Origin of the sequence: Bradyrhizobium sp. dw_411, from assembly GCF_018449695.1 — a bacterium.
In the GTDB taxonomy this organism is placed as follows: Bacteria; Pseudomonadota; Alphaproteobacteria; order Rhizobiales; family Xanthobacteraceae; genus Bradyrhizobium.
Genome location: NZ_JAAVUY010000003.1, coordinates 442,596 through 467,731 on the forward strand (window position 1 = coordinate 442,596; position 25,136 = coordinate 467,731).

Consider the following 25,136-nt stretch of genomic DNA (forward strand, 5'->3'; position numbering starts at 1 on the left):
GAACAGAGATGAATTTGCCTGAACGAGCCAGTCAGTCAACAAAAATGTACGATGGTTCACCGTTCATTTTTCTCTTGTGCGGAGTTCATCCGTGCTCTAGCATTCCCGTCCATAAGAAAAGGCGAGCGCCATTGGTAAGGGGAGGAATTGCTATGCTGAAAGACCAGAACAATAGTTTTCTGAACGCGATCAGCCGCCGAGACTTCATCTTGAAAAGCGCCACGGCGGGCGCGGCTGTCATGATGTCGCGTCACGCGCGCGCCGAGGCGGCCGAGCCCTATCGATTGGGCCTGCTGCTTTCCGCGACTGGCTCCGGCGCCAATTACTCCGAGGGCGGTATCAAAGCGGTGACAAACGCCGTAGCTGAGATCAACGGCCGCGGCGGCCTGCTGGGCAAACACCAGATCGAACTTCATTTCCGCGACACACAAAGCAAGCCAGATTCGGCGGCCCGTGAGGCGCGGGACGTCATCACGCGCGACAACGTCCGGGCAGTGATCGGAACCTGGAGCAGTGCGGAAGCGCTTGCCGTCGAGGAAATCATCGACGAACACAAGGTTCTCCATTTCGCCGCCAACAGCAATAGTTCGCGGCTCACCCACGAGAATTTCTCGCCATGGTTCTTCCAGTATTCCCCCGACACCCGAATGGAATCGGGCGCCATCGCGGTCGTGCTTGCTGAAATGGCGAAAAAGAACAACTGGAAAAGCTTCGTCAGCATCGGCCAGGACTACGAGTGGGCGCGCGCGCAGCAGGCTGGCTTCCTTGAGGCATTCAACAAGCTCGTTCCCGACGTTAAGCTTTCGAAGGAGTTCTGGTTCAAGATCGGCGAGACCAGCTTTGGGCCTTACATCTCGGGGATTATGGCCATGAAGCCCGATTTTTGCTTCGGAGCGATTGCGGGCAAGGACAACGTCACCTTCATCGAACAAGCCAGGCCGGCCGGACTCTTCAAAAGGACCGTTTACCCGGGCGGCCTGTTGTCACTGAGCGAACTCCAGCAGTTAAAGGACGCGCTGCCTCGAGGCATGATCGGCGTCGCTCGCGCACCGTTCTATGCACTGCTTGATCAACCTGTCATGCAGAAGTATCTCAAGATGTATCATGCCGCTTACGGGGCCGACGCTTACCCGTCGGATTGGGCCTGCATGCACTACGACGCGGTTTACGGTCTCGAGCAGGCGGTGACGAAGGCCGGCAGCATCGAGAACGAGGATGTCCGCAAGGCACTCACGGGCGCCACCATCGATACCTGCCGCGGGAAGGCAACGTTTCGGGCCTGTAACAACCAACTCGGCGTACCTTCGTATGTCGGAACAGTTACCGACTCCCCGGATTACAAATTCCCGATCCTCGATCCCAAGACGATGACCAAGGTCTCAGCCGAGCAGACCTGGCTTCCGTCCTGCGAAGAAGTTCAGGCCCTTCAGAAGAAGCGTGCTTGAGGGATTTTCGTCATGCCATTCGACGCCGACCTCCTCATGACGCAACTCGTCGTCGGCGTTGCTCGTGCGATGATGTTGTTCCTTCTATCCGCAGGGCTATCGCTGATTTTCGGCGTCATGAACGTCCTCAACTTTGCCCACGCGACGTTCCTGTTGCTGGGTGGCTACATCATCTATTCGGTCTACTCTCTGATCGGTCCCGGCATACTGATGTTCCTTCTCGCCGTTGCTGCCGGCTGCGTCGTACTGGCAGCAATTGGCTTTGCCTTAGAGCGGCTCGTGATTTCGCGAATGTACGAGCGTGAGCTACCGGAACAATTGCTCCTGACGTTCTCCTTTGTCCTCATCATCGGGGACCTGATCCGTCTGGTCTGGGGTGTGGAGGACAGGAGCGTGTCGTTCAATATCGAGCCGCTCGAGATCTTCGGCACGTTTGTCAACCCGTATCAGTTCGTCGTAATCGGTCTGGGATTGGCGGTGGCGCTAGGCTTATGGATGTTTCTTAAATTCACCCGGTACGGTCGCATCGTTCGCGCGGCCGTCCACAGCCGGGAGATGGTGAGCGCACTTGGTATCCGCATTCGTCTAATATACGCCAGCGTGTTCGCGCTGGGCCTTGCGCTGGCTGCACTGGCAGCGGGCGCGTTCCTCCCGACCGCACCGATGGCGCTGGGCGTCGATATCGATCTGATCGTGCAATCCTTCGCCGTCGTCGTCATCGGAGGTTTCGGAAGCATTTTAGGCACGTTCGTCGCTTCGTTGATCGTGGGCATTGTGTACGCCTTCTCGGTTCTGGTTTGGCCGAATGGAGCACTGGCGGTTGTTTTCCTGATAGTCGTCGCGATCTTGATTTGGCGACCATGGGGCCTCTTCGGCTCTGAACTGCGCACGTGATCCCGCTCTCAGAGGCAAAGCAATGAAGTTCAGTCGCATAGGCCCTGCCTCGGTGTTTTTCGCTTTCATGGCGATCGTTCCGCTTGCCGGATCGGTATTCTGGACGATGATCGCCACCGAAGTGCTGATCATGGGGCTGTTCGCCATGAGCTTCAATCTGATCTATGGGTACATGGGGCAGATATCGTTCGGTCACGCGGCATTTTTTGGCATCGGCGCGTACGCGACGGCGATGATCGGTCGTACGTTCGGTAACGACTACGGTTGGTTCTTCCTGGCGCTGGCGATGTCGGTCCCCGTGGCGGCTATCTTCGCCGCCATTATCGGGTTCTTCGTCATCCGCCGCACCGGTATCTATTTCGCAATCTTGACGATGGCCTTCGGAGAACTGATGTTCTTCCTCGTCTTTTCATCATACTCGGTAACGGGCGGCGATAACGGCATCCAAGGCCTTCTTCCCCCGCCGTTGTTGCGGGCGCCGTCCCACTACCACTATTTGGTGCTTTGCGTTGTGGCGCTTTGCTTTGTCTTGCTTTGGCGTATCACCCAGTCGCCGTTCGGATATACACTTCGCGCGATCCGTGACAACGCCAAGCGGGTACGATTCATCGGAGTGAACGTCGAGTTCTGCATGTGGGTGAATTTTGTGGTGGCAGGCGCCTTTGCCGGTCTCGCCGGCGGCCTTTGGGCGCCGTTCACCCGAAGTGTGGCGCCCACACTGCTGAACTGGCAGGAGTCTGGCATTCCGGTGTTCATGGCCCTGATCGGCGGCGCCTATACGTTCGCCGGGCCCTTGTTCGGCTCTTTGATCTACACGTTGCTTCACGCGTGGGTGACGGGCGTGACGCAGTACTGGTCGCTGGTGATCGGGCTTGTCATGGTCTTCATCGTCTTCCTGGCTCCGACCGGCGTGGTTGGATCCGTCCTGCGACAGTGGCGGACTCCCGGCATTTCCGCCCCGGCTGAACCGAAGACGCCGACGGTAGCGTCACCGGAGAGGGGATGACATGGGTACGCTGCTCTCGGTCCGAGACCTTTGGCGTTCCTTCGGCGGCCTCGCGGTTACGCAAGGCGTCTCGCTCGATCTCGAAGCAGGATCGCAGGAGGCGATCATCGGCCCCAACGGCGCCGGCAAGAGCACCTTCTTCAATCTTCTTACAGGCTACCACCGCCCAACATCGGGCAGCATCGTGTTCGATGGCGTCGAAGTCAGCCACATGCCGCCTCATCGGATCGTCAGGCGGGGTATGTCGCGCGCCTTCCAGGTCGCCAACATCTTCGTCCGGATGACCGTGTTTGAGAACGTCCGCTGCGCGGTCCAGGCGCACATGGGGCGAACGCTCGACCTGTTCGGTAACGCGGAGTCGCAGGGAACGGAAAGAAGCCGCGAGATTCTCGAAATGTGCAGTCTCGCCGACAAGGCGGAAACTGAAGCGAGCAGTCTAGCGCAGGGTGACCGCAAGAAGTTAGAACTCGCGCTGGCGCTCGCCAGCGATCCCAAACTTCTTCTCCTCGACGAACCCACTGCCGGAATGTCGCTTGAGGAGACGCACGAGACCATGAAGGTGGTCGACGGACTCAACCGAACTCTCGGCATAACCGTATTGTTCACCGAACACGACATGTCCGTTGTCTTCAACCACGCTCGCCGGATTACCGTCCTTCATCGCGGAAAGATCGTCGCCCAGGGATTGCCGGACGAGATCAGGAACAACGAGTACGCGCAGGAAATCTATTTCGGAGAGAAGTCGTGAGCGATTTTCTTTTCCTGTCGGACGTCTCGGCTCACTACGGCACGAGCCACGTCCTGTTCGGCGTCTCTTTGCGGGTCGGTTCCGGAGAGATCGTCTGCCTCCTGGGACGGAACGGGGCAGGAAAGACGACAACGATCAAGTCGGTCATGGGATTGACCGAGGTCTCCTCGGGCAAAATTACCTTCTGCGGCGACGACCTGCGACGCCGCCGCACCGATCAGATCGCCCGCCTGGGTGTTGGGTACGTCGCCGACGCCCGCATCATCTTTCCGGACTTGACGGTCCGCGAGAACCTCGAGGTTGGCGTCAAGAAGGGGTCATCGCCGGTCGGCTTCGACTGGTCGATTGAGCGTGTTTACGATCTCTTTCCGCCGCTTCGTCGACTGGACAAAAACCTCGGAGGCTATCTCAGCGGAGGCGAGCAGCAGATGTTGGCGGTCGGAAGGACTCTGATGGGAAATCCCTCTCTGCTTTTGCTCGACGAACCGGTCGAGGGGGTAGCGCCAATCATCGTCAAGGACCTTGGCAAGCAACTTCTCAAGTTGAAGGAGCTCGGACTGACAATTCTATTTTCCGAGCAGAACGTGCCTTTTGCGATGGCAATTGCGGATCGAGGCTACGTGATCGAGAAGGGGCGGATCCGCTTCGAGGGGACCATGGATGAGCTCTCGTCTAATGAAGAAGTCAAACGGAAATATCTGATGCTCTGAATGGAGCGGAACTCCGGAGAAGGCGATGCGCGGATTGAAGGACAAGGTAGTCGTAGTAACGGGCGGTGCGGGCGGTATGGGCAAGGCCATTTGCCGCCGGTTCATCGAAGAAGGAGCCAGGGTGGCCATCTTCGACCTGCACGGGGATGAGGCCGTCGCTCTAGCCAAGGAACTCGGCGAAGGGCGTACGCATGTCGAAGCGCTCGACATCTCTGACTATGCTGCTGTCGAGAATGCGGTCGAGCGGACCGAGACGGAGTTCGGCGCGATAGACGTTCTCGTCAATAACGCTGGGTGGGATCGCTTTCAGATGTTCCTCGACACCGACGCGAAATTTCGTGAGCGCGTGATCGCCGTCAATCTTGAGGGCCCGATCAACATGCACCACGTCGTGCTAAAAAAGATGTCGCAGCGCAAAAGCGGCCGCGTGGTTACGGTGGCATCCGACGCGGGGCGGGTCGGCTCGTCCGGTCAGGCGGTCTATTCTGCCTGCAAGGGAGGTCTGATCGCGTTTACCAAGACCATGGCGCGCGAGATGCTGCGGTACAACGTCATTCTCAACTGCGTTTGCCCGGGGCCCACCGACACCCCGATGCTTCGGGCGTTTCAGGACGAGGGTGAGCGAGGCAAGCGCGTTTTCGACGCGCTAAAGGACGCGATTCCGATGCGGCGCCTGGGTCAGCCGGAGGACATTCCCGGAGCGGTCCTGTTCTTCGCCAGCGACGACGCCAGCTTCATGACTGGCCAGGTGCTGAGCGTATCCGGCGGATTGACCATGCATGGCTGACGCACGATGAACATCGCAACAATCCTTCGCGACGCCGGCACCATCTACGGAACGCGACCCGTGTTTCGGTTCGGAGGCGAGAGCTACTCGCATGCCGATGTCACCGACCGCGTCTCACGGTTTGCGGGTTACCTGGACTCGCGTGGCATCGGCGCTGGCGACAGGGTCATGATCGTTGCGAAGAACAAGCCCGAATGGATGGTGACGCTGTTCGCGGCGCTCGGGCGCGGAGCCATGGCGATCCCGGTGAACCCGGCTCTCACTGGGCCGGAGATCGCCTACATGGTCGAACACGCGGGTCCGCGGATTATCGTCGTGGACGAGGATCTGGCATCGATATTGCCGTCAGGTCCCGAGGTCTTGACGATCGGAGAGGCGGGCCGAGATACCTGGCACGCGGCGCTTGCCAGCGGCAAGCCGTACGGGCAGATCGTAGATCGCGACGATTCCGAGCCCGCTCTCATGTTTTACACTTCGGGAACGACGGGCCGCCCTAAGGGTGCGGTCTTGAGCCACGGGGCGGAGGTCTTCACCGCTCGTATGGTTGCGAGTCATTTCGACATACGAAGCACCGATGTGACTCTGATCCCGAACTCGCTGTCCTTCATCTATCCGCTCGTCATCAATTGTCTGTCGGCGATTTATGCCGGCGCGACGGTCGTTCTCCAGGAGCGCTTTCACCCGGAGCACTGCCTGCGCGGTATTGAGCGCGAGCGGGCGACGGTCTTCATGGGCGTCCCGACCATGTTCGGAATGATGTTGGATTGGGCGCACAATCAGACCGTCGACGCTTCCAGTCTTCGTTTCTGCATTTCCGCCGGCCAAAATCTTTCCTGGAACGTAGCGACGAGATTTCGCGAGCGATTCGGCGTTTCGGTCTTCGATTTATGGGGCCAGACCGAAGGGACGCCAATTACCGGTTTCGACCCGGCCAAGGAGTTGGAAGGGCGCCCCGAGTCTTGCGGCCGGGCCTTGCCCGGCTGCGCCGTGCGTGTAGTGGACGGCGCCGGGAAGGATTTGGCTCCGGACGAAATAGGTGAAGTCCTGCTCACGGGACCCTGCGTGTTCATTGGTTACGACAAGAACCCGCAAGCTACCACTGAAACCCTCCGCGACGAGTGGGTGTACACGGGTGATCTCGGCAAACTGGATGCCGACGGGTGTCTTTACATCGTCGGTCGGAAGCGCGACATGTTGATCCGTGGCGGCGCGAACATCTACCCGGTAGAGATCGAGGAGGCGCTCTACGCGCATCCGGCCGTCAGTGAATGTGCGGTGATCGGAATTCCGGACGAACTTTACGGAGAGACGGTCAAGGCCGTCGTGGTCGTCGGCGAGAACTTCAAGCTAGCCGAAGGCGAGCTGATCGAACACTGTCGCATGCGACTCGCCGCTTACAAGGTGCCGGCCAAGATCGAGTTTGTCGGATCCCTGCCGAAGGGGCCGACGGGGAAGATACTGAAGCGCGAATTAAGGGAGCGGGAGGCTCGGCCTCGCTGAACGCGGCCTATTCTTTGCATTACCAATGGGATACAGGAGTCGTGGCGTCTGGCATGTGCCACGGATCTGGGGGTTAGAATTTTGGGACTTGCTCAGTTGAAGTCGAAGAGGGTGAAGCTTACCCGGGTCGAGAAAAGCGAGGAGACACGCAAGGCGTTATTCGATGCCGCTGCGAAGATCGTCGGGAGGCACGGCTACGAAGGAGCGTCGATCGCTCGCATAACCTCACGTGCCAAGGTTGCTCAAGGGACTTTCTACAATTACTTTACGACGCGGCAAGACTTGCTCGACCAGCTTTTGCCCGAGATGGGCGATCTCATGCTCGAGTATCTCCGAGTCCACATGAGTTCCGAAGCGAAGGGATGGCAGCGCGAGGAAGAGCGTCTCTGCGCCTATTTTTCCTTCCTGGAGGCAAATCCCTGGTTTCACCGTCTGGTCAACGAAGCGGAGACCCTCGCTCCGAAGGCGCACAAAGTTTATTTTTCGAAGATTTCCGCGGGGTACGTCCGGAGCCTGCGACGCGCCATCAAAGCAGGCGAGATAAAAAATTTCGATGAGAGCGATCTCGAACCCCTGAGCTATATGCTGATGTCGATGAGAACCTATCTCGCCCAGCGCTACGCCTACTCCAATGGTTCGGTTCGAGCTCCGGATGCGCAGGTCATCCGGACTTATGTCAAACTGGTGCGTTTCGGCCTCTACGCGGGCTGATCTTCGTGATCGGGCCTAGAGCGTTTTCGAGCGAAGCGGATGCCGGTTCGCGTGAAAAAAACGCGTCAAAACAAAAGACCAGAGCCCGGTTCTGATTCAATCAGAACCGATAAGGCTCTATTCACGCATCCGGTCGCGGAGCGTACGCTTGAGAATCTTGCCTGTCGGCCCCTTTGGCAATGCACTGACCACCTCGAAGATCGCGGGGATTTTGTAATCTGCGATCCGCTCCTTGCAGTGGGCGATCAATTCGCCAGTCGTCGCGACACGACCGTCTTTCAAAACCAGCACGGCTTCGACAATTTCGCCGTAGACCTGATCGGGACGGCCGATCACCGCGCATTCGGCGACCGCTGGGTGCCCGTACAGGGCATCTTCCACCTCGGTCGGATAGATATTCGCGCCGCCCCGGATGATCAGATCTTTCTTTCGGCCGACGATCGACAGGAAGCCATCGCTGTCCAGCTTGCCTAGGTCGCCTGTCCGCACCCAGCCGTTCTGCAGCGTTTCGGCCGTCGCTTCCGGATTGTTGTAGTAGCCAAGCATCACCGGAGGGCCGCTGAGAAGGACCTCGCCGACTTCGCCGAACGCGAGGTCGCAATCATCGGCGTCGATCACGCGAACGCCGCAGCCGGCGAGGGCATGCCCGCAAGAATCCTGACGAGGCGCCTCGTCCGGTGCGTAGCTGGTGATGGGCGTACCTTCGGTCATTCCCCACAGATCGAGCAGCGTCCACCCAAACTGCTCCCTCACCGACAGCAGGAGATTCCAGGGAAGGCTGGCCCCGGAACACACGGTCAGTCGGATCGAAGCCGTGTCGACTGCTTTGTCCTTTGCCCACCCGAGCATCATCACATACATGGTTGGAACACCGAGGAAGAGAGTGATGCGCTCCGTGTCGATGGTGCGCAGCACCAGTTCGGGATGAAACCGCTCGAGGAGATGAATGGTCACGCCGGCTGAGATCGACGACGTGCAATTCGTCATAATCGAGTAGATGAACGAAAGCGATCCGGTGACCAGGGTTCGATCGGAAGGCGACAAGCGATACAGCGAGCGTACGATGTTGGCGTTCGCGAGAACCGCGCCGTGACTCAGCATGACGCCCTTCGGGCGACCTGTCGTACCTGAGGTGTAGAACACCACGGCCAGGTCGGAATCGCTGCGCGGGACGACTGTACGGAGCGGTTGCTGCGATGCGACGATATCTTTCCAGCTGCCGTGTTTGCCGAGCGTGATGACGTGAGGGACCTGGCCCTGCAGATTATCGGCGGTCTCCGGATCCACCATCGCGATGGTCGGAGCGGCGTGGGAGACGATGTAGCCTACTTCATTCACCGTCAGCGCCGGATTGACGGGAACGGCGACGCCGCCGCAGGTGAGTGTCGCGAAATACGAGGCGATCCATTCGGGCGAATTTTTCGCCAGGATCATGACCCTATCGCCGGGCCTCAAACCTCTTTCCCGGAAGGCGGAAGCCAGCCCGTCGGTCAGGTCGATGAAGTCGCCATAGGACAGGTTCTCGCCGTCGAAGCGGATGACAGGACGGTCGCCGTAGAGCGGGGCCGCGGAATTGACAAGTTCGCGCACGTTCATCTGTCAGATCCGCACGACGATCTTGCCCCGCACGCGGCGGTGCTTCATATCGCCAAGGGCTGACTTGATTTCGTTCAGGCCATACGTGGCGCCGATGTTGGCGTCGAGCTTGCCCCGTCCGAGCAGGTCGAAGATCTCGGCCTGAACGCGACGCACCTCGTTTGCCATCATCGTGGGATAAAGCGCCCACTGGAGGCCCGTGAGGGTGATGTTCTTGAGCAGGATGTAGTTCATCTTGACGGCGGGGATGGTTCCGCCAGCGAAACCCACGACGACCAGCCGGCCGCGGAACGCCAAGGCGCGAAGACTCGCGTCGAACACGTCGCCGCCGACGGATTCAATGATGAGATCGGCAAGTTTACCGCCGGTCGCTTCCGCGATCTGGCCCTTCAGTTTGTCGATACTGCCTTTGTCGTCGACGCGCACGATCGCGTCCGCACCGGCTGCCTTGACGATATCGCTCTTGTCGGGGGTCGCTACGCTTGCGATCACGGTCCTGGCGCCCAACGCCTTGGCTAGCCGGATAGCTGCGAGACCGACGCCGCCGGTAGCGCCGTTCACCAGTATGACATCATCGGGCGACATCCGGCCACGCTCGCACAGGGCGAAATGGGCCGTCTGATATGCCAATCCGACCGCCGCGGCCGTTTCGAACGAAATCGCTTCCGGAATCGAGAAGCATCGTGTGGCGGGCGCGTTCAAGCGCTCGGCGAAGGTTCCAAACTCGACGCTCGCTAGTACGCGGTCGCCCACTTTGAAGTCTCTCACGTCGGGAGCGACGGCACGCACGGTACCTGCGCCTTCCATGCCGGGAGTGAAGGGCAGCGGCGGCTTAATCTGATAGGCGCCTTCGGACATCAGAATGTCGGGGAAGTTTACGCTCGAGGCACGCACTTCGATCTGGACCTCGCCGGCGCCGGGCGCTGCGATGGGCGCGTCGCCGATACGGATTTTGTCGATACCGGTTGCGGCGTCGATCAAGGCTGCTCTCATATGGCGAGGTCCTTCTTGGGCTTTGTCTCGATGGGCACGGGTATTTCGGGATAAGAGAGAACCGTCTCCGTGCGCACGAACTCTGGTGCCAGTGGCATTGGAAGTGCTGCGATAGTGTCGCCGCCGAAAGCGACCTTGCGGTCGAACAGTCCGCGTTCTGCAAAGAATGGGGAGTATCTGGCCTCCTTCAGCGTCGCCGCGATCGAGCAGCAGACGTCCCTTCCTGCGAACTGCCGTTCCCAATCAGCCGCGGTTTTCGACGCGATGATGTCGGCGACGGCATCGATCGCGCCTTCGAGATTCCGGCGGTCGTCGTGCCATTTCGGATCGAGTCCGATCGCTTCGCAGAAATTTTTCCAGAAACGGTCTTCCAGGGGAGCGGCAGCCAGAAAGCGGCCATCCGACGTCTGATACACTTGGTATCGGGGCGAGCCGCCCGACACGGGCTCCTTGCCGGAGCGGGGCCACATGCCGCCACCTTCACCTTGACCGAGAGCCCAAGACTGCCAGCACATCACGTTATCCGTCATCGAAACGTCGATCCAGACGCCTTCACCCGTGCGTTCGATCTGGCGCAGCGCGAGCAAGATGTTGACGACAGCGGGCAGGGTGCCACCGCCGATATCGGCCACCTGGGCTGAAGGCACGATCGGCCGTCCGTTGCGGTCGGCGCCAAGCGCCAGCAGCCCGGCTTCGGCCACATAATTGAGGTCGTGGGCGGCGACGAGTGCCTTCGACCCGGTCTGCCCGTAGCCCGTGATCGAGCAGAAAATAATGCGTGGATTGATCTTTTTGACGCTGTCGAAGTCCAACCCCAGTCGCTTCATGACGCCGGGCCGGAACTGTTCGACGATGATGTCGGTTTCGGCAATCATTGCGAGCACGGCGTCCAGTTGCGCGGGGTCGCGCAAGTCGACCGAAAGCGACTTCTTTCCGCGGTTGAGGAGCGCAAAGTTCGGATTGTCGCTGTCGGTGAATGGTTGGTAGCGCCGCATGTCATCGCCGGGTCCCAGCCGTTCGATCTTGACGACCTCGGCGCCGGCTTCGGCAAGCATTAGCGTCGCGAGCGGACCCGGCAAAAGGGTGGAAAAATCCAGAACCTTGAGGCCGGACAACGGCAACATGGATTTTCTCCTGTGGCATTATTTGAGGTGTCAGTTTCCATACAAGCAGGTCAGCGTCAAGAAAAATGAGTGATGGTTCATTAGTCATTTTTATTGACGCGGGATCGGCGGCGTTGCTACGTAGATGTTGAGTGCGCGCCGAACTCGGAAAATCGCTGACACATGCTGTACACGCCGGAACAGATACTCATTAGGGACACCGCGAAGGACTTCGCGCGGCAACGTATCGCGCCCCATGCGGCACGCTGGGAGCGCGACGGTTTCGATCGTCGCGAATTGCTTTCCGAAATCGGGAAGCTGGGGCTGATGGGTGTTTGCGTTCCCCCGGAATGGGACGGCGCTGGCGCCGATTTCGTCTCGTATGTCCTGGCTACCGAGGCGATCGCCGAGGCGGACTCCGGCATCTGCAACATGGTCAACGTTCACAACTCACCGGTATGCGCCGCTCTGTGCGAATATGGTACGCGCGAGCAGAAGGAGCGTTACCTGCGGCCGTTGGCGCGCGGCGAGATATTCGGAGCTTTCCTGCTGACCGAACCCGAGGCCGGATCCGATGCCGGCGCGCTCCAGGCCAGAGCTGTCCGCGTTGGGGGCGAATACATCATCAAGGGCACGAAGCAGTTCATCACGTCTGGTCGCACGGCAGACATCGCCATGATCCTGGCTGTGACCGAGCCGGAAGCCGGACGTAAAGGAATTTCCTGCTTCATAACGCCGACCAAGAACCCCGGCTATGTTGTCGTGCGCGAAGAAGACAAGCTGGGGCATCGCAATTGCGACACCTGCCAAATCGCGTTCGAGGACATGAAGGTGCCCGCAAGCGATATGCTTGGCGAGCCTGGAGCGGGCTACAGGATTGCGTTGGCCAACTTAAATTCCGGTCGGATCGGTGTTGCGGCGCAGGCCGTTGGCGTTGCGCGCGCGGCACTGGACAGCGCGGTCCGCTACTCGCGCGAACGGCACACTTTCGGCAAACCCATCATCGACCATCAGGCGATCGGTTTCAAATTGGCCGAGATGGCAACGCAGGTCGAGGCCGCTCATCAATTGACCTTGCACGCGGCGCAAATGAAGGACGCGGGCCTTCCGTGCCTCAAGGAGGCTTCGATGGCAAAGCTGAACGCTTCGGAAGTGGCGGAACGCGTCTGCTCCGAGGCAATTCAGGTGCACGGCGGCTACGGTTTTCTCAACGATTTTCCGGTCGAGAAATTTTATCGCGATGCGAGGGTATTTCGGCTCTACGAGGGCACGAGCGAGGTGCAGAAATTGGTGATCGGACGGGAGCTCTGATCCACAGACGCGAGCACCAAAGGTCGTCGCTCGATATCGGGAGAAGGGTTGTGACGCCGAGTGCAGACATCGAGATATCAAATCGGGACGGCGTCGCTATCATGGGGCTTTGCCGGCCGCGGGTACGTAATGCGATAACGCTCGCGATGTGGGAGGCTACGGCAGCGATCTTTGAGGGTTTCGGCTCCGACGACGGGGTTCGGGCCGTAATCCTGACAGGGCAGGCTCCCGACTTCAGCGTCGGTGCTGATATCAACGAGTTCCCGAAGGTAAGGGCCAGCGCGAAGCAGAGCGCCGCATACGAGGAAGCGGTCGATGCTGCCTCGGAGGCGATCGCCCGCTGCCCAAAGCCGGTCATCGCGGCCATCAACGGCTACTGCCTCGGCGGAGCATGTCATCTCGCGATGGCGTGCGATTTCCGCTTCGCGCGTCCGGACGCCCAGTTCGGAATTCCGGCCGCGCGTCTGTCGATCATCTACGGCGTCCGGAGCACGGACCGTCTCCGCAACATCGTCGGGTTGGGCCACGCCAAGCGCATATTGTACTCGGCGGATCAGTTCGATGGCATGAGAGCCCTCGAGATCGGATTTGCGGACCGCATCGCCGGTGACCCAACGGCCGAGGCCCTCGAATTCGCGCTGCGGCTGGCAAAGAATGCGCCTCTCTCGATCTCCGGCGCCAAGCTTATCCTCAACGGCCTGGCTCGAGGAATGCCGGACCTGGATCGCATGGCGAAAATCGCCATCGATAGTGCGGCCGACAGCGAAGACTACAAGGAAGGAACGAGAGCGTTCGCGGAAAAGCGGCCACCCGTATTCCGCGGTCGGTGAAAGGCAGAGACCGATGAAGATGCATGTGCTCGAAGCCGGTACCGTCAGGATGCGGAAAAGCATCTACGTTCCGGCCGAAAAGTCGGATTTGTTCGATTTGCCGGTATCGTGCACGCTCGTTCGGCACGCGAAAGGCAACGTGCTTTTCGACACGGGCTGTCACCCCTCCGTCGCCGAAGACCCTCACGGACGTTGGGGTGGTTTGGCCAAGATGATGACGCCCGTGATGCCGCCCGGCGTCAACGTGCTGAACAGCCTCAAGGCCGTCGGCCTGGAGCCGGACGAGATCGACGTGGTGGTCTGCTCGCATCTCCACCCTGATCATTGCGGCTGCAACCAGTTTTTCAAGAAAGCACAGTTCTTCGTCCATGTCCGTGAGTTGGCGGCGGCGCGAACGGAAGGCGTGAGTGCCGGCTATCTTGCTCAAGACTGGGACCACGGGCTGCCGACCACCGGAGTGGAGGGGCAGCACGATCTGTTCGGCGACGGTCGTGCCGTGCTGGTGCCTTTGCCGGGACATACGCCGGGGACAATGGGGCTTCGCATCGAGCTCGCCAATAGCGGGGTATTCCTACTGGCGTCGGATGCGGTGAGCCTGCTCCAGAACCTCGAAGAGAACTCCGTACCCAGGAACACATGGAATCCCGATCTCTATCTTCGGTCGTTCGCCGAAATCCGCACCATGCGGGAGCGGGGAGCTACAGTCATCTGCGGGCACGACGCCTTGCAATGGAGCACCCTCCGCAAGGGTCCCGACGCGTACGATTGAAACCGAACGGAAGCACAATGCTTTTGACCGAGCAGCAAATCGGAATCCGCAACATGGCCCGCGAGTTCGCGCGCCGGGAAATCGTTCCCTTCGCCGCCAGATGGGATCGTGACCATGAGGTGCCCATCGCTACGATCGCGAAGATGTTCGAGGTCGGCTTGATGGGTGTCTGCGTTCCACCGGCATGGGGCGGCGCCGGCGCCGACTTCGTATCCTACGTGCTGGCGATGGAGCAGATCGCCTATGGCGACGCCGGCGTCGCAAACATCATGGCCGCCAATAACTCGCCGGTTGCTGCGGCAATTCTCGCGTTCGGCAACGACGACCAAAAGGAGCGTTTTCTCGGGCCGATAGTCAGCGGCGGTGCGATGGCGGCATTTCTACTGAGCGAGCCGGGCGCCGGCAGCGATGCCGCGGCGATTTGTACGCGCGCCCGTCGCGAGCGGGACGGCTTCGTCATCGACGGCGCGAAATGCTTCGTGACATCAGGCGCGAGCGCAGATATCGCGATGATCTTCGCGGTGACGGATCCGGGCGCCGGCAAGGCCGGCGTGACGTGCTTCTTGGCGCGAACCAAGACAGACGGCTACGTCGTGGTTCGTCGCGAGCGAAAACTCGGCCATCGCAGCAACGATACGTGCCAAATCGCGCTCGAAAGTCTTCGTGTTTCCACAAGCGATATATTGGGCAAGCCGGGTGAAGGGTTAAAGATCGCGCTTTCCGCATTGGATACCGGGCGAATCGGAGTGGCCGCGCAGTCCGTGGGTGTCGGCCAAGCGGCGTTTGATGCGGCACTATCCTATGCGCGCCAACGCAAGACGTTCGGTAAAGCAATCATCGATCACCAGGCTGTCGGCTTCATGCTTGCTGAGATGGCGACCCGTCTCGAGGCCGCAAGGCAATTGTATCTCCATGCGGCGGTGCTCAAGGGAGCCGGGCACGAGTGCATCATGGAGGCGTCAATGGCCAAACTGTTCGCCGCCGAAGCGGCGGAGTTCGTCACATCGTCGGCAATCCAGGTTCACGGCGGTTACGGGTACTTGAAGGATTTTCCGGTCGAGAAGTTCTATCGCGATCAACGCGTATTTCAAATCTACGACGGCACCAACGAAGTGCAGAAGATGCTCATCGCGCGCGAATTGAAAAAGAAGTAACGGGAGAGGGAATATGAAGATCATTGCGATACTGGTTGCAGCCTTGGCGTTGGGTTGCTCGGAGGTACAGGCTCAAGTGTCGGACGATGTCGTCAGGATCGGAGTCTTGAACGATCAATCGGGTGTTTATGAAGACATCACCGGAATGAAGGCCGTCGAAGCGGCCAAGATGGCCGTCGAGGATTTCGGCGGCCAAGTGCTGGGGAAGCGGATCGAGATAGTCTTCGCGAACCACCAGAACAAGACCGACATCGCCACGGCAATCGTACGAAAGTGGATCGACACCGATCAGGTGGACGCCGTGGCGGACGTGACCGGCTCAGGCATTGCTTTGGCAGTCAACGAACTCCTCAGGGACAAGAACCGGGTTATGCTCGCGGCAAGTGCTGCGACCTCCGACTTGACGGGAAAGGCCTGCTCACCGACGACCGTCCAATTCAGTTACGACACCTACGCTCTCGCCAAGAGTACGGGCGTCGAAACTTTGAAACAAGGCGGCGATACGTGGTTCTTCATTACCGCGGACTACGCCTTCGGGCATGCCCTGGAGCGCGACACATCCGAATTCGTCAAGCAGGGCGGCGGAAAGGTGCTCGGCGCGGTAAGGGCGCCGCTCGGAACGACCGATTACTCGTCTTTTCTTCTGCAGGCGCAATCGTCGAAGGCAAAGATCGTCGGCCTGGCCACTGCGGGAGGCGACACGATCACGGTGATCAAACAAGCAGCCGAGTTTGGCATCCAACAGGGTGGTCAGCGGCTTGGAGGTTTGCTCATCTACATCAACGACGTCGAATCGCTTGGACTTCAGGCGGCGCAGGGCCTGGTCCTGACGACGTCGTTTTATTGGGATCTGACCGACGAAACGCGGGTCTGGACTAAACGCTTCCTCGACAGGACAGGCGGAAAGCGTCCGCCGAACATGTTGCAGGCCGGTCTCTACTCGAGCGTCTATCACTATTTGAAGGCCGTTCAGGCGGCGGGAACGGACGAAGCCAAGGCTGTATCGCGAAAGATGCGCGAGTTGCCGATAAATGACTTCTACAACAAGAATGTTGTCCTGCGCGGAGACGGCCGAGCGATGCATGACATGTATCTTGTTCAAGTAAAGTCGCCGTCGGAATCGAAGCATCAATTCGACGATTACAAGGTATTGAGCGGGATTTCAGGCAAAGACGCCTGGCGTCCATTGAGCGAGGGCGGTTGCGTCACTGCCGAAGCAAAGAAATAGGCCGCATAGGCATCTGGGTTTCTTCCAGACCTTGATGGATAATGATAGCGAAGACTGCTTTGCCGACAGGGTACGCGTGACCCAGATCGGCTGAAAAGATGCTTTGGACGAACTATTCGGAGGACTAAGATGGATCAAGAGATGGTATCGATCGCCTTAAACCCGAAATCTCGCGAACCGATCAAGTCGGGGCTGGAATATATCGAAAGCTTGAGAGGACGAAAGCTCAGGGTCTATTTGATGGGCGAATTGGTTGACGAACCGGTCGATCATCCGATCATCCGGCCTTCTGTCAACGCAGTCGCAGAGACCTACGATCTCGCAAACGAAAATCCGGAATTGGCTTCCGCCTTCTCACCCCTGACCGGAGAGCGGGTGAACCGATTTCTGCATATCTCTACCAGCCCCACGGATCTCGTCATGCAGAACAAAATGCAGCGACGTCTTGGGCAATTGACCGGTACCTGTTTCCAACGATGCGTCGGGATGGATGCATTGAACTCTCTGCATTCGGTCACTTACGATTTAGATGAGAAATTTCAGACGGATTATCACCTCAGGTTCAAGCAATTTCTGGCGCAGATGCAGAAGGCCAATTTCGTGATTGGCGGCGCGATGACCGACGTCAAAGGCGATCGTAGCAAGTCACCTTCGCAGCAGGTTGATCCGGATCTCTTTGTGCATGTCAACCGGCGCACTGCGGACGGTGTCTATATCAGTGGCGCCAAAGCGCATCAGACGGGTTGCTTGAATTCACATTGGCTGATTGTCATGCCCACGATGAGGTTAGATGCCGAAGACAAGGATTATGCGATCGTCGGCGCTCTCCCGGTAGATTCAGAGGGCATCACTTACATTTACGGTCGGCAGTCGTGCGATACGCGTAGCGCCGAAAGTGGGTCAATAGACGCGGGAAACGCGCGTTATTCCGGCCAAGAGGCGATGATCATTTTCGAAAATGTGTTTATTCCGAACAGGCACATCTTCATGGACGGCGAAACCGAATACGCCGCGTCCCTGGTAGAGCGCTTTACTTGCTACCACCGTCGTAGCTACGTCTGTAAAACCGGCGTCGGCGACGTCCTAATCGGCGCCGCGGCGACGATCGCCGACTACAATGGCGTCGAGCGCGCTTCGCACATAAGAGATAAGCTCGTCGAGATGACGCACCTGAATGAGACCATCTACGGCACCGGGATCGCTGCGAGTTATCAGGGAATCGGAATGAAGTCTGGTGCCTGTTTGCCGGACGAGATGCTCGCGAACGTCTGCAAACACCATGTCACCAAACTACCTTATGAAATCGGGCGGCTTGCACAAGATTTGTCCGGAGGTTTGATGGTCACTCTGCCTTCGGAATTGGAATTGCGTCATCCGACAGTCGGCCCGTTGATCGAAAAATATCTTAAGGGCCGCCCGGAGATCGCGACAGAGGACAGGATCCGTATCCTGCGTCTCGTGGAAAACATGACGCTTGGCAGGAATGCGGTTGGATATCTGACGGAGTCGATGCACGGAGCCGGATCTCCCCAGGCGCAGCGGATACAGATTGCGCGGTCGATGCAGCTAGAATTCAAAAAAGAACTGGCAAAATCGTTGGCCGGTATAACCTCCGCGTCGCGCGCCGAGATATCGAGGGATCTTTCTACCTACATGGCTCGGGTTTTAGCGCCCGTACCGCAGTTGAATGAGTAGCAGCGAGCCGCGGTCTGACAAAGATTTTCCGAAAATGGACGGCGCAGCCCTGATAGGGTGATCGCAAAAGGGAGTCAGCTTGCTGATTAAGGCGGTACTGCACATGCATTTTGGTACTGCCGTGCAGTACCGGGCATGGTCGAAATGAGCGAAAATAATCGAGTGGTCAGATCAAGCCGTTGAAAAGAAAGGAAAATGCTTTAGGTCTATGCCTTCGATTATTTGTCGGTCCAGAAATCGGTTGGACCGACTCAAGCCGCGAAGATCAATGAAAACAAGATGTTAGACCACCGTTTTTCCGTGGCGCCGATGATGGATTTGGTAGAGAGTCACGCGAAATCAATTAGTTAGATCGGGATCGTGTGCAAATCCTGTGCACGCACGTTCTACTATTCTTTCCTTTTCGTTCGCACGATGTTGCCCTCCGCGACCGCCGAATGGCGACGATTTTCGTCCAGGCTCGGTGCTGTTCGCTAAGAGAGCAAGCCGATGAGTGATGAAAGTCCCGAGCGTGAAATTGGACCGACGGGCATGGCCATTGTGCAAGCCGCCGTCGACTACGGCGGGTACGCTTTACGTCGAAGCGGATATTAAGCCAGAGCAGCTCCGGATTGAACTTCAGGCGTCGCTCGGAGGCAAGCACGTCCAGGAACGCGGGATCCCAGTGATCCATGGTCCCGCGAAAGCGCGTGAGCAATACCAGCGGCGGGCTGGAGCTTGCGACGCCGAAATCGCGGTAGGCGTAGATCGCCGACTTTCCTTGGATATAGCGGGTATCGACCGCGTCTGACACGAATCCCATCGCAACCCTCCTTTGGAGGCAATTGTGGGTTCGTAAATCAAACCCACTCGACCAGACACTTCTCTCTATGTCCTGTAAGTTCTCTATGTCCTGTAAGTGGATTTGAATTGCAAATCCACTCGGTGCGAGTTACAAAGCCGTGATGAGATCTCCCCGCACTGCCGACCCGAGGGTCTGTTCCATTGATGCCGCCTTGAAAGTGATCGGCGAGAAATGGGCGCTGCTCGCGCTTCGCGAGATCGCCGCCCTTGGCCAGCATCGCTTCGACGACATCGTCTTCAACACAGGTGCGCCGCGCGACATCCTCGCTGCGCGGCTGAAGTCGCTGGAGGCCGCGGGTGTTCTGCAGCGCCGGCTCTACCAGGAGCGTCCGGCTCGGTATGAGTACCATCTGACCGAGGCGGGGGAGCAGCTCTTCGCTGTTCTGCACGCGATCCGCGATTGGGGCGACCGGTTCGTGCGCGACGATCCCGAGAACGTCGTGGCCTTCCGCCACTCTTGCGGAGCCAAGCTCAGTCTCGATATGCGCTGTGCCGCCTGTGGCGAAGCGGTCGCTCCGGGAGACGTCACGAGCCACCGGGATGTGCGCCGCTCGGATATTGTCTGTACGAAAGGCTGATTGGAGCTATCGGTTATGCCGTTACGACGCGAGGCGATGAGTGAAGAACTCAAGGATTTCGTCGCGCGCTTTACGGGTCGGCTGGCCCTCAGGGACAGGAGGCGCTGTTCGAGATGACCTGCGTGACATCATCGGATCGGGGGAGGGCGGCGTATGATCACTGACGCCTATCGTCAGGTGATCGCGGCCGCACCTCGTGATCTCCTTGCACGAACGTTCTACGATTTTTTACTATTCGTTCTCACGATGCTGCCCTCTCCTGCCGCCGGTCGCGCACGGTCAAAATCCGCCCCGTCCGAAGCGCTACCGATCATGCGGGTGGGAACGCCAACACACGCTCAACTCATCGCCGTTTCGCAAACTGCGTCGATGTGATTGCGATCCCGCTTCAAAGAGTGCAGTGAACAAGGCCTTAGAGTTTCACGAAGATGATGAGCCTGGCATGGCGAGGAGCAGGGCCACGCGGGAGGGGTGGTGCTATCACCACGTCCAGGCAATCATCGTGTCGATCGATCAGTAAACGGAAGCCGCGACGGTAATGCTCGTGTACAGCTTGCATCCTTCTAGAAGTAGGTGACGCGTGTTATCTCAGTCCCGTTGAGTTCGAACGACTACTTTAACCGAGTATTCACGAAACCGGCAGCAAGCTCGTCGCTCCTGTATTGGACGCCGTATCATTGCGACCAATTAAATCCTTGAGACAGAGTACTTCCCCTGTTTGCAACCCATGACCTGGAGATTGCCAGGAGAAGGGACAAGCACAGCGACGCGGGCCACGAGATTCGTCCTACGATGTGTAGCTTGCCGAAGCCAGGCGGCCTTCTGGCATGGCTGGATCTGCGGTGCGTACAGCCGGTATGGCCGTCAAACTCTCGTGCAATGTTGGCATTGGACAAGTTCCCTACGGAGGCGAGAATGACCAACTCGTTGAACAGGAGCAGACGCGACTTCCTTATCGTCGCATCAGGCGGCGGAGCAGTAGCAGCGTTAAGCGCCGTGGGCCACAGCGCAGCATTCGGCGCCATTGGCCGTTCGGACAAGCCGCTGAGAGCGGCATTCTCCAATGGTGGGCTGCAGTCGACGTGGTGCGCCCAGGGCAAGGCGGCCGCGGAATATTGGGGCAAGTTACTGAACGTCGAGGTAAGCTGGTTCGATGGTCAGCTCGATGCCGCCAGGCAGCGCGCGGCAATCGAGGCAATGGCGTCGCAGAAGTGGGACTTTGTCGCCATTCAGGCCAACAACGTTGGCAGCGTGACGGAGCCGGTGCAGAAAATGATCAACGCCGGCATCCCCGTAATCGCGATGGATACGCTGATCGCGCCCGAGGGCGAGGTCACCGTCTATAGCCATCTGGGAGCCGATAACGAGGCCATGGGCGCGGCTATCACGGAAGCGTTGATCACGAAGCTCGGCGGCAAAGGCAAGATGATCATGACGCAGGGACCGCTCGATCATACTGGCGCGCAGGACCGCACCAAGGGCTTCGAGTCCGTGGTTCGGAGCTATCCAGGCATTGAGGTGCTTGACACGCAGCCAGGCGATTGGGACGTGGCGAAGGTTGCGCGGTTGTGGGAAGCCTATCTCGCCAAGTACCCGCAGATCGATGCGGCTTTCTTTCATAGCGACGATATGGCGCTTGCCGCCTACGATGTCATGAAAGCGCACAGCCGAACCAGCATTCTGATTGGAGGCATCGACGCCATGCCGCCCGCGATCGATGCCGTCTTCGAAGGACGCATGTTTGCGACCGTGCGCAATCCGTCCTGCCTCATTCATCAGGGAGCAATCATCGCCGGTATTGCAGCGGCGACCGCAGTGAGCAAGGGAGGCGGCGGTGTCCCCGGGCGCGTCATTACCGAAGGTCCCGTCGTCACCCTGGAGAGGGCCGCCGGCATGCGTTGGTTGCAGGACCAATTCCTGATGTGACGCACCGGCCGCGGAACTTCGCCGACGGTGGAACAAAGCGCGGAGCTGGGCTGCAATGCTTTGCTCGGCGACACGTTCCCGGTTCCCTTGGGAAAATACGGTGGCATCCGCTTACATGAAGCCGATGTCGTGCTGTTTAACATCATTTATTGTTTTTTCGTCCGATTTCATCAATCCGCTAGAATTGTAACGCGCTTATTCTGCACGCGTGTCTGAGACGGATGCTTGGAAGCGAATAGACCGTAGTTTACGCTCGTCCTTGTGAGAAGCTCGGGAGGGTTGACGCGCGAGACCGGCTGGAATTCTGATGTAGATTCCTAAGGGAGACGTAACGTGGACGCCCTGACCGACAATCAAGTCTACAAAAAGATCGCGACGCCAATCGCTCGCGACCGCCGCTCGACGACACAGATCGGCAGCGATGTGGACTATGAGCGGGTGACCAGAGGAGGACGAAATCTTCTCATTGGCGTGGCCGCACTGGTCGGGCTCGCGGTTCTGTTGTCGTTGTTCGTGAAGGTCGAGGAAGTCGCCCGGGCGCGTGGCGAGTTCGTACCGATACAACGTTTGCAGGTCATACAGACGGCCGAAGGCGGTTCCCTTCAGGAGATCCTGGTGCGCAATGATGATCGGGTCACAAAGGGCCAGATCATTGCGCGATTCCGCGCTACCGATCTCTTGCGGGATATTCAGCTCAACGAGGTGCGTATGGCCAGGCTGGAGATCGAGATCGAGCGGCTGGAAGCATTGGCCAGCGGCCACGATCTGAACCTCGAAAAATATCGGGCGAATTATGCCAGCATGGTCAATGAGGCGCTGGAGCTTCACAAGCAACAGACGCAGCACATCCAGTACGATCTTGAGCAAAAGGATCGTGCGGCCGACGAGGTCAAGGCATCGCTTGCGGCCGCAGAACAACAGATTCCGTCGGCCCAGGGCAGCATGAAGGCAACGCAGGATTTGCTGGATCGCATGCGCGAAGGTGTGCGCATCGGCGTGATCCCCGCAAACCGCCTTGCCCAGGCGCAGGAGCAGGCAGCACAGTCCGAGCGGACTTATATTACCCTGGTGACGTCGCTTGATGAGCTTAAGGCGCGCATCCGCAGCCTTGAAGCTGAGCGGTCGTCATTGGTTGCCAAATCGACGAGCGATGCGCGCAACGAGCGCGCGGAGCGCATTGAGCAATTGCGCGAAGCCAACGTGACGCTCGCAGCTTTGCGCAACCGGGCCCAGGACATTGAGGTAAAGGCGCCCGTCAACGGCATCGTGCATAAGGTGTCAGAGACGCCGATCGGGACGGTGCTTCCGGCTGGCGGAACGGTATGCGAGATCGTGCCGACCGACGGCGGCGTGCTGATGCAGGTGCGGATCGCACCGCGCGACATCGGCTTTGTGCATATCGGCCAGAAGGCCCTGGTGAAGGCAGACGCCTTCGAATACGGCCGCTTCGGCGCGATCCAGGGTGATGTGGTTCGTATCGCGCCGTCGAGCACAACGGTACAGCCGGGGCAGGAGCCGTTCTTTCCGGTGGAGGTCGAACTCGAACACGGTTACGTGGGCACCGATGAGAGTCACGTTGTGACGCCCGGAATGACCGGCGAGGCAAGTATTCTCACCGGCGAGAAGACCATCTTTCAATATTTGCTGAAGCCTATCTACACCACATTGGGGTCCGCGCTACACGAGCGTTGAGGGGCACGTGAACGGTGAGGGAGTGTGCCCATGGCAACAGAACCTGCAAAACCCGGCAGCGACACAAAGACCGTTAGCCAACCCGACCCGGGATCTGGCGGTAGGCTTCGCAAGCTGAAGAAAGCCATCGACAGGCTTATTGGTCAGCCCGAGCAGGCGCGCGAGGAAGCGCCGATCGGGTGGGATTTCGGACCGGACGGCAATCCGTTGTGGGCCGACCGGACCGCTGGCGGGCATGTGCCGGACAGCACGCCACCGCAGTCCGTGGATATTTCGTCGCGCTTAGAAAAATCGCCCGACGAAGATTTCGAGGACGGTGGCAAGACAACGGCTGACGGCCGCTCGGGGTTGGATGCGCGGCTTGCGAGCGGTGTTGATAACGGGGATGCGGGTCAAATACCGCGACCGGGAACGTCGGACTATATTCGCGGGAGTTCTGTCAATCCGCTCGATCCCGGAATTGGCGTTCCGCCACATCCGCAACGGCCAGGCCCGAGCGGTCCGGATATAGGTCATCCCGGCAGCGGTGGAGGCGGAGGCGGCGGGTCCGGTCTTCAACCAGGAGGGCCAGGAGAGCAAGGGCCAGCCGTTCCGGGACCAGGACTGCCGGGATCCGGGGGAGATGGCAGCGAACATGTGACGCCGCCTGTTTATCCGCCGATGGCCGGCGGCGACGATGCGGGATCTGTCACTGAAGATCTTGCAGTCTCGACGTCAGGGAAGTTGGTGGGCGTGTCGCCGAACGGTGATATGACCTGGACCCTGGCTGGCCTGCACGACGGCGGCGTCGGGACGTTCCAGATCGGTCCGACGGGAGAATGGACTTATACGCTGGATGACCGCTCGCAGTCTCTCCGCGAAGGCGAGACCGTACAGGAGATTTTCACGGTGCGCGCCACGGACGGAACCGGCGCGTATGTGAATCAGCAGGTGACGATCACCATCACCGGCACCAACGATGTACCACACATCGCTTCCGACAGAGCGGGACAAACAGTCACCGAAGACCAGATACTGACTGCCTCGGGCCATCTCTCTGCTGGCGACATCGACGCTGGCGACACGGCGACGTGGGGCATCGGCAATGAGCACGGCGCGTACGGCTCGATTATGATCGACCAGGACGGCAACTGGATCTACACGCTGGACAATGACTCGGCGCAGGGGCTGAAGGCGGGTGAGACCCACACGGATATCTTCCAGGTCACGGTGACGGACGGATCGGGCGCGACTGCGATCCATCAGGTCAGCGTTACCGTCATGGGCACCAACGACGCGCCGGTGATCTCTGGGACCGCGACAGGAGTGGTGACGGAAGATGAGGCGGTGACCGCCGGTGGCAAGCTCGACGCCTCGGATGCCGACATCGGCGATAGCGCGACGTGGAGCGTCGCAGACGATCATGGGTCGTACGGTGCGATCACGATCGACCAGAGCGGCCACTGGACCTACACACTGGACAATGACTCGGCGCAGGGGCTGAAGGACGGGGAGACCCGCACGGATATCTTCCATGTCACGGTGACCGACAGTGCCGGGGCCACGGCGACGCGCGAGGTCAGCGTTACCGTCACTGGCACTAACGATGCCCCTGTCATCAGCGGCACGGCGACGGGT

At 59.2% G+C, this 25,136-nt stretch carries 22 protein-coding genes; 19 read left to right on the top strand and 3 right to left on the bottom strand.

Translation table 11 applies throughout. The annotated features are described in order from the left end of the window. Positions 1-8 precede the first annotated feature (8 nt). From HB676_RS07110 to HB676_RS07145, 8 genes are all read left to right on the top strand, one after another. Positions 9-1,445 (top strand): ABC transporter substrate-binding protein, encoded by a 1,437-nt coding sequence (locus HB676_RS07110; RefSeq protein WP_213736985.1) that lies wholly within the window; start codon positions 9-11, stop codon positions 1,443-1,445. A gap of 12 nt (positions 1,446-1,457) precedes the next feature. Next, positions 1,458-2,339, top strand: a complete 882-nt coding sequence (locus HB676_RS07115; RefSeq protein WP_213736986.1) for a branched-chain amino acid ABC transporter permease — start codon at positions 1,458-1,460, stop codon at positions 2,337-2,339. A 22-nt stretch (positions 2,340-2,361) separates the two neighbouring features. Beyond that, on the top strand, positions 2,362-3,345 hold the full coding sequence (locus HB676_RS07120; protein WP_213736987.1) for a branched-chain amino acid ABC transporter permease: 984 nt from the start codon (positions 2,362-2,364) through the stop codon (positions 3,343-3,345). A gap of 1 nt (position 3,346) precedes the next feature. Next, the gene (locus tag HB676_RS07125; RefSeq protein ID WP_249780102.1) at positions 3,347-4,093 is read left to right on the top strand and encodes an ABC transporter ATP-binding protein; all 747 of its coding nucleotides are present in this window, start codon (positions 3,347-3,349) and stop codon (positions 4,091-4,093) included. Then, positions 4,090-4,803 carry an ATP-binding cassette domain-containing protein gene (locus HB676_RS07130; protein WP_213736988.1) on the top strand — a complete coding sequence of 238 codons (714 nt, stop codon included), beginning with the start codon at positions 4,090-4,092 and terminating at the stop codon, positions 4,801-4,803. Before HB676_RS07125 ends, HB676_RS07130 begins: the two co-directional genes overlap by 4 nt. 25 nt (positions 4,804-4,828) lie before the next feature. Beyond that, complete coding sequence (locus HB676_RS07135; protein ID WP_213736989.1) at positions 4,829-5,590, top strand: glucose 1-dehydrogenase; 762 nt, start codon at positions 4,829-4,831, stop codon at positions 5,588-5,590. Between the two features lie 6 nt (positions 5,591-5,596). Continuing rightward, positions 5,597-7,090: an AMP-binding protein gene (locus HB676_RS07140; RefSeq protein ID WP_213736990.1), complete on the top strand. Its 1,494-nt coding sequence runs from the start codon at positions 5,597-5,599 to the stop codon at positions 7,088-7,090. 111 nt (positions 7,091-7,201) lie between these two features. After that, entirely contained in the window at positions 7,202-7,801 is a 600-nt protein-coding gene (locus HB676_RS07145; protein ID WP_213736991.1) for a TetR/AcrR family transcriptional regulator, read from the top strand. Positions 7,802-7,918: 117 nt separating this feature from the next. Here the strand turns inward: HB676_RS07145 and HB676_RS07150 are convergent, their stop codons facing one another. The 3 genes from HB676_RS07150 to HB676_RS07160 are packed head-to-tail and all read right to left on the bottom strand — an operon-like array spanning position 7,919 to position 11,514. Continuing rightward, on the bottom strand, positions 7,919-9,397 hold the full coding sequence (locus HB676_RS07150; protein ID WP_213736992.1) for an AMP-binding protein: 1,479 nt from the start codon (positions 9,395-9,397) through the stop codon (positions 7,919-7,921). Between the two features lie 3 nt (positions 9,398-9,400). Continuing rightward, positions 9,401-10,378 carry an NADPH:quinone oxidoreductase family protein gene (locus HB676_RS07155; protein ID WP_213736993.1) on the bottom strand — a complete coding sequence of 326 codons (978 nt, stop codon included), beginning with the start codon at positions 10,376-10,378 and terminating at the stop codon, positions 9,401-9,403. A gap of 8 nt (positions 10,379-10,386) precedes the next feature. Beyond that, positions 10,387-11,514: a CaiB/BaiF CoA-transferase family protein gene (locus HB676_RS07160; RefSeq protein WP_213736994.1), complete on the bottom strand. Its 1,128-nt coding sequence runs from the start codon at positions 11,512-11,514 to the stop codon at positions 10,387-10,389. 162 nt (positions 11,515-11,676) lie between these two features. On the opposite strand from HB676_RS07160, the gene HB676_RS07165 reads away from it, so the two are divergent. The 11 genes from HB676_RS07165 to HB676_RS07215 form a co-directional block, all read left to right on the top strand. Further along, complete coding sequence (locus HB676_RS07165; protein ID WP_213736995.1) at positions 11,677-12,804, top strand: acyl-CoA dehydrogenase family protein; 1,128 nt, start codon at positions 11,677-11,679, stop codon at positions 12,802-12,804. Between the two features lie 50 nt (positions 12,805-12,854). Continuing rightward, positions 12,855-13,634 carry an enoyl-CoA hydratase-related protein gene (locus HB676_RS07170; RefSeq protein ID WP_346347275.1) on the top strand — a complete coding sequence of 260 codons (780 nt, stop codon included), beginning with the start codon at positions 12,855-12,857 and terminating at the stop codon, positions 13,632-13,634. Between the two features lie 13 nt (positions 13,635-13,647). Further along, complete coding sequence (locus HB676_RS07175) at positions 13,648-14,403, top strand: N-acyl homoserine lactonase family protein (RefSeq protein ID WP_213736996.1); 756 nt, start codon at positions 13,648-13,650, stop codon at positions 14,401-14,403. A 17-nt stretch (positions 14,404-14,420) separates the two neighbouring features. Continuing rightward, entirely contained in the window at positions 14,421-15,557 is a 1,137-nt protein-coding gene (locus HB676_RS07180; protein WP_213736997.1) for an acyl-CoA dehydrogenase family protein, read from the top strand. A 13-nt stretch (positions 15,558-15,570) separates the two neighbouring features. Then, positions 15,571-16,785: an ABC transporter substrate-binding protein gene (locus HB676_RS07185; protein ID WP_213736998.1), complete on the top strand. Its 1,215-nt coding sequence runs from the start codon at positions 15,571-15,573 to the stop codon at positions 16,783-16,785. Positions 16,786-16,914: 129 nt separating this feature from the next. Then, positions 16,915-18,480: a 4-hydroxyphenylacetate 3-hydroxylase N-terminal domain-containing protein gene (locus HB676_RS07190; RefSeq protein ID WP_275944923.1), complete on the top strand. Its 1,566-nt coding sequence runs from the start codon at positions 16,915-16,917 to the stop codon at positions 18,478-18,480. A gap of 1,001 nt (positions 18,481-19,481) precedes the next feature. After that, positions 19,482-19,901: a helix-turn-helix domain-containing protein gene (locus tag HB676_RS07195; protein WP_346347277.1), complete on the top strand. Its 420-nt coding sequence runs from the start codon at positions 19,482-19,484 to the stop codon at positions 19,899-19,901. Positions 19,902-20,054: 153 nt separating this feature from the next. Next, on the top strand, positions 20,055-20,276 hold the full coding sequence (locus HB676_RS07200; protein ID WP_213737000.1) for a hypothetical protein: 222 nt from the start codon (positions 20,055-20,057) through the stop codon (positions 20,274-20,276). 504 nt (positions 20,277-20,780) lie between these two features. Further along, a complete protein-coding gene (locus tag HB676_RS07205; RefSeq protein WP_249780104.1) occupies positions 20,781-21,827 on the top strand; it encodes a sugar ABC transporter substrate-binding protein in 1,047 nt (348 codons plus the stop codon). 333 nt (positions 21,828-22,160) lie between these two features. Then, positions 22,161-23,519, top strand: coding sequence for an HlyD family type I secretion periplasmic adaptor subunit (locus tag HB676_RS07210; protein ID WP_213737001.1), 1,359 nt, complete (start codon positions 22,161-22,163; stop codon positions 23,517-23,519). Between the two features lie 30 nt (positions 23,520-23,549). Continuing rightward, positions 23,550-25,136, top strand: a 1,587-nt coding sequence (locus HB676_RS07215) for a VCBS domain-containing protein (RefSeq protein ID WP_213737002.1), incomplete at its 3' end; no start/stop codon positions are given.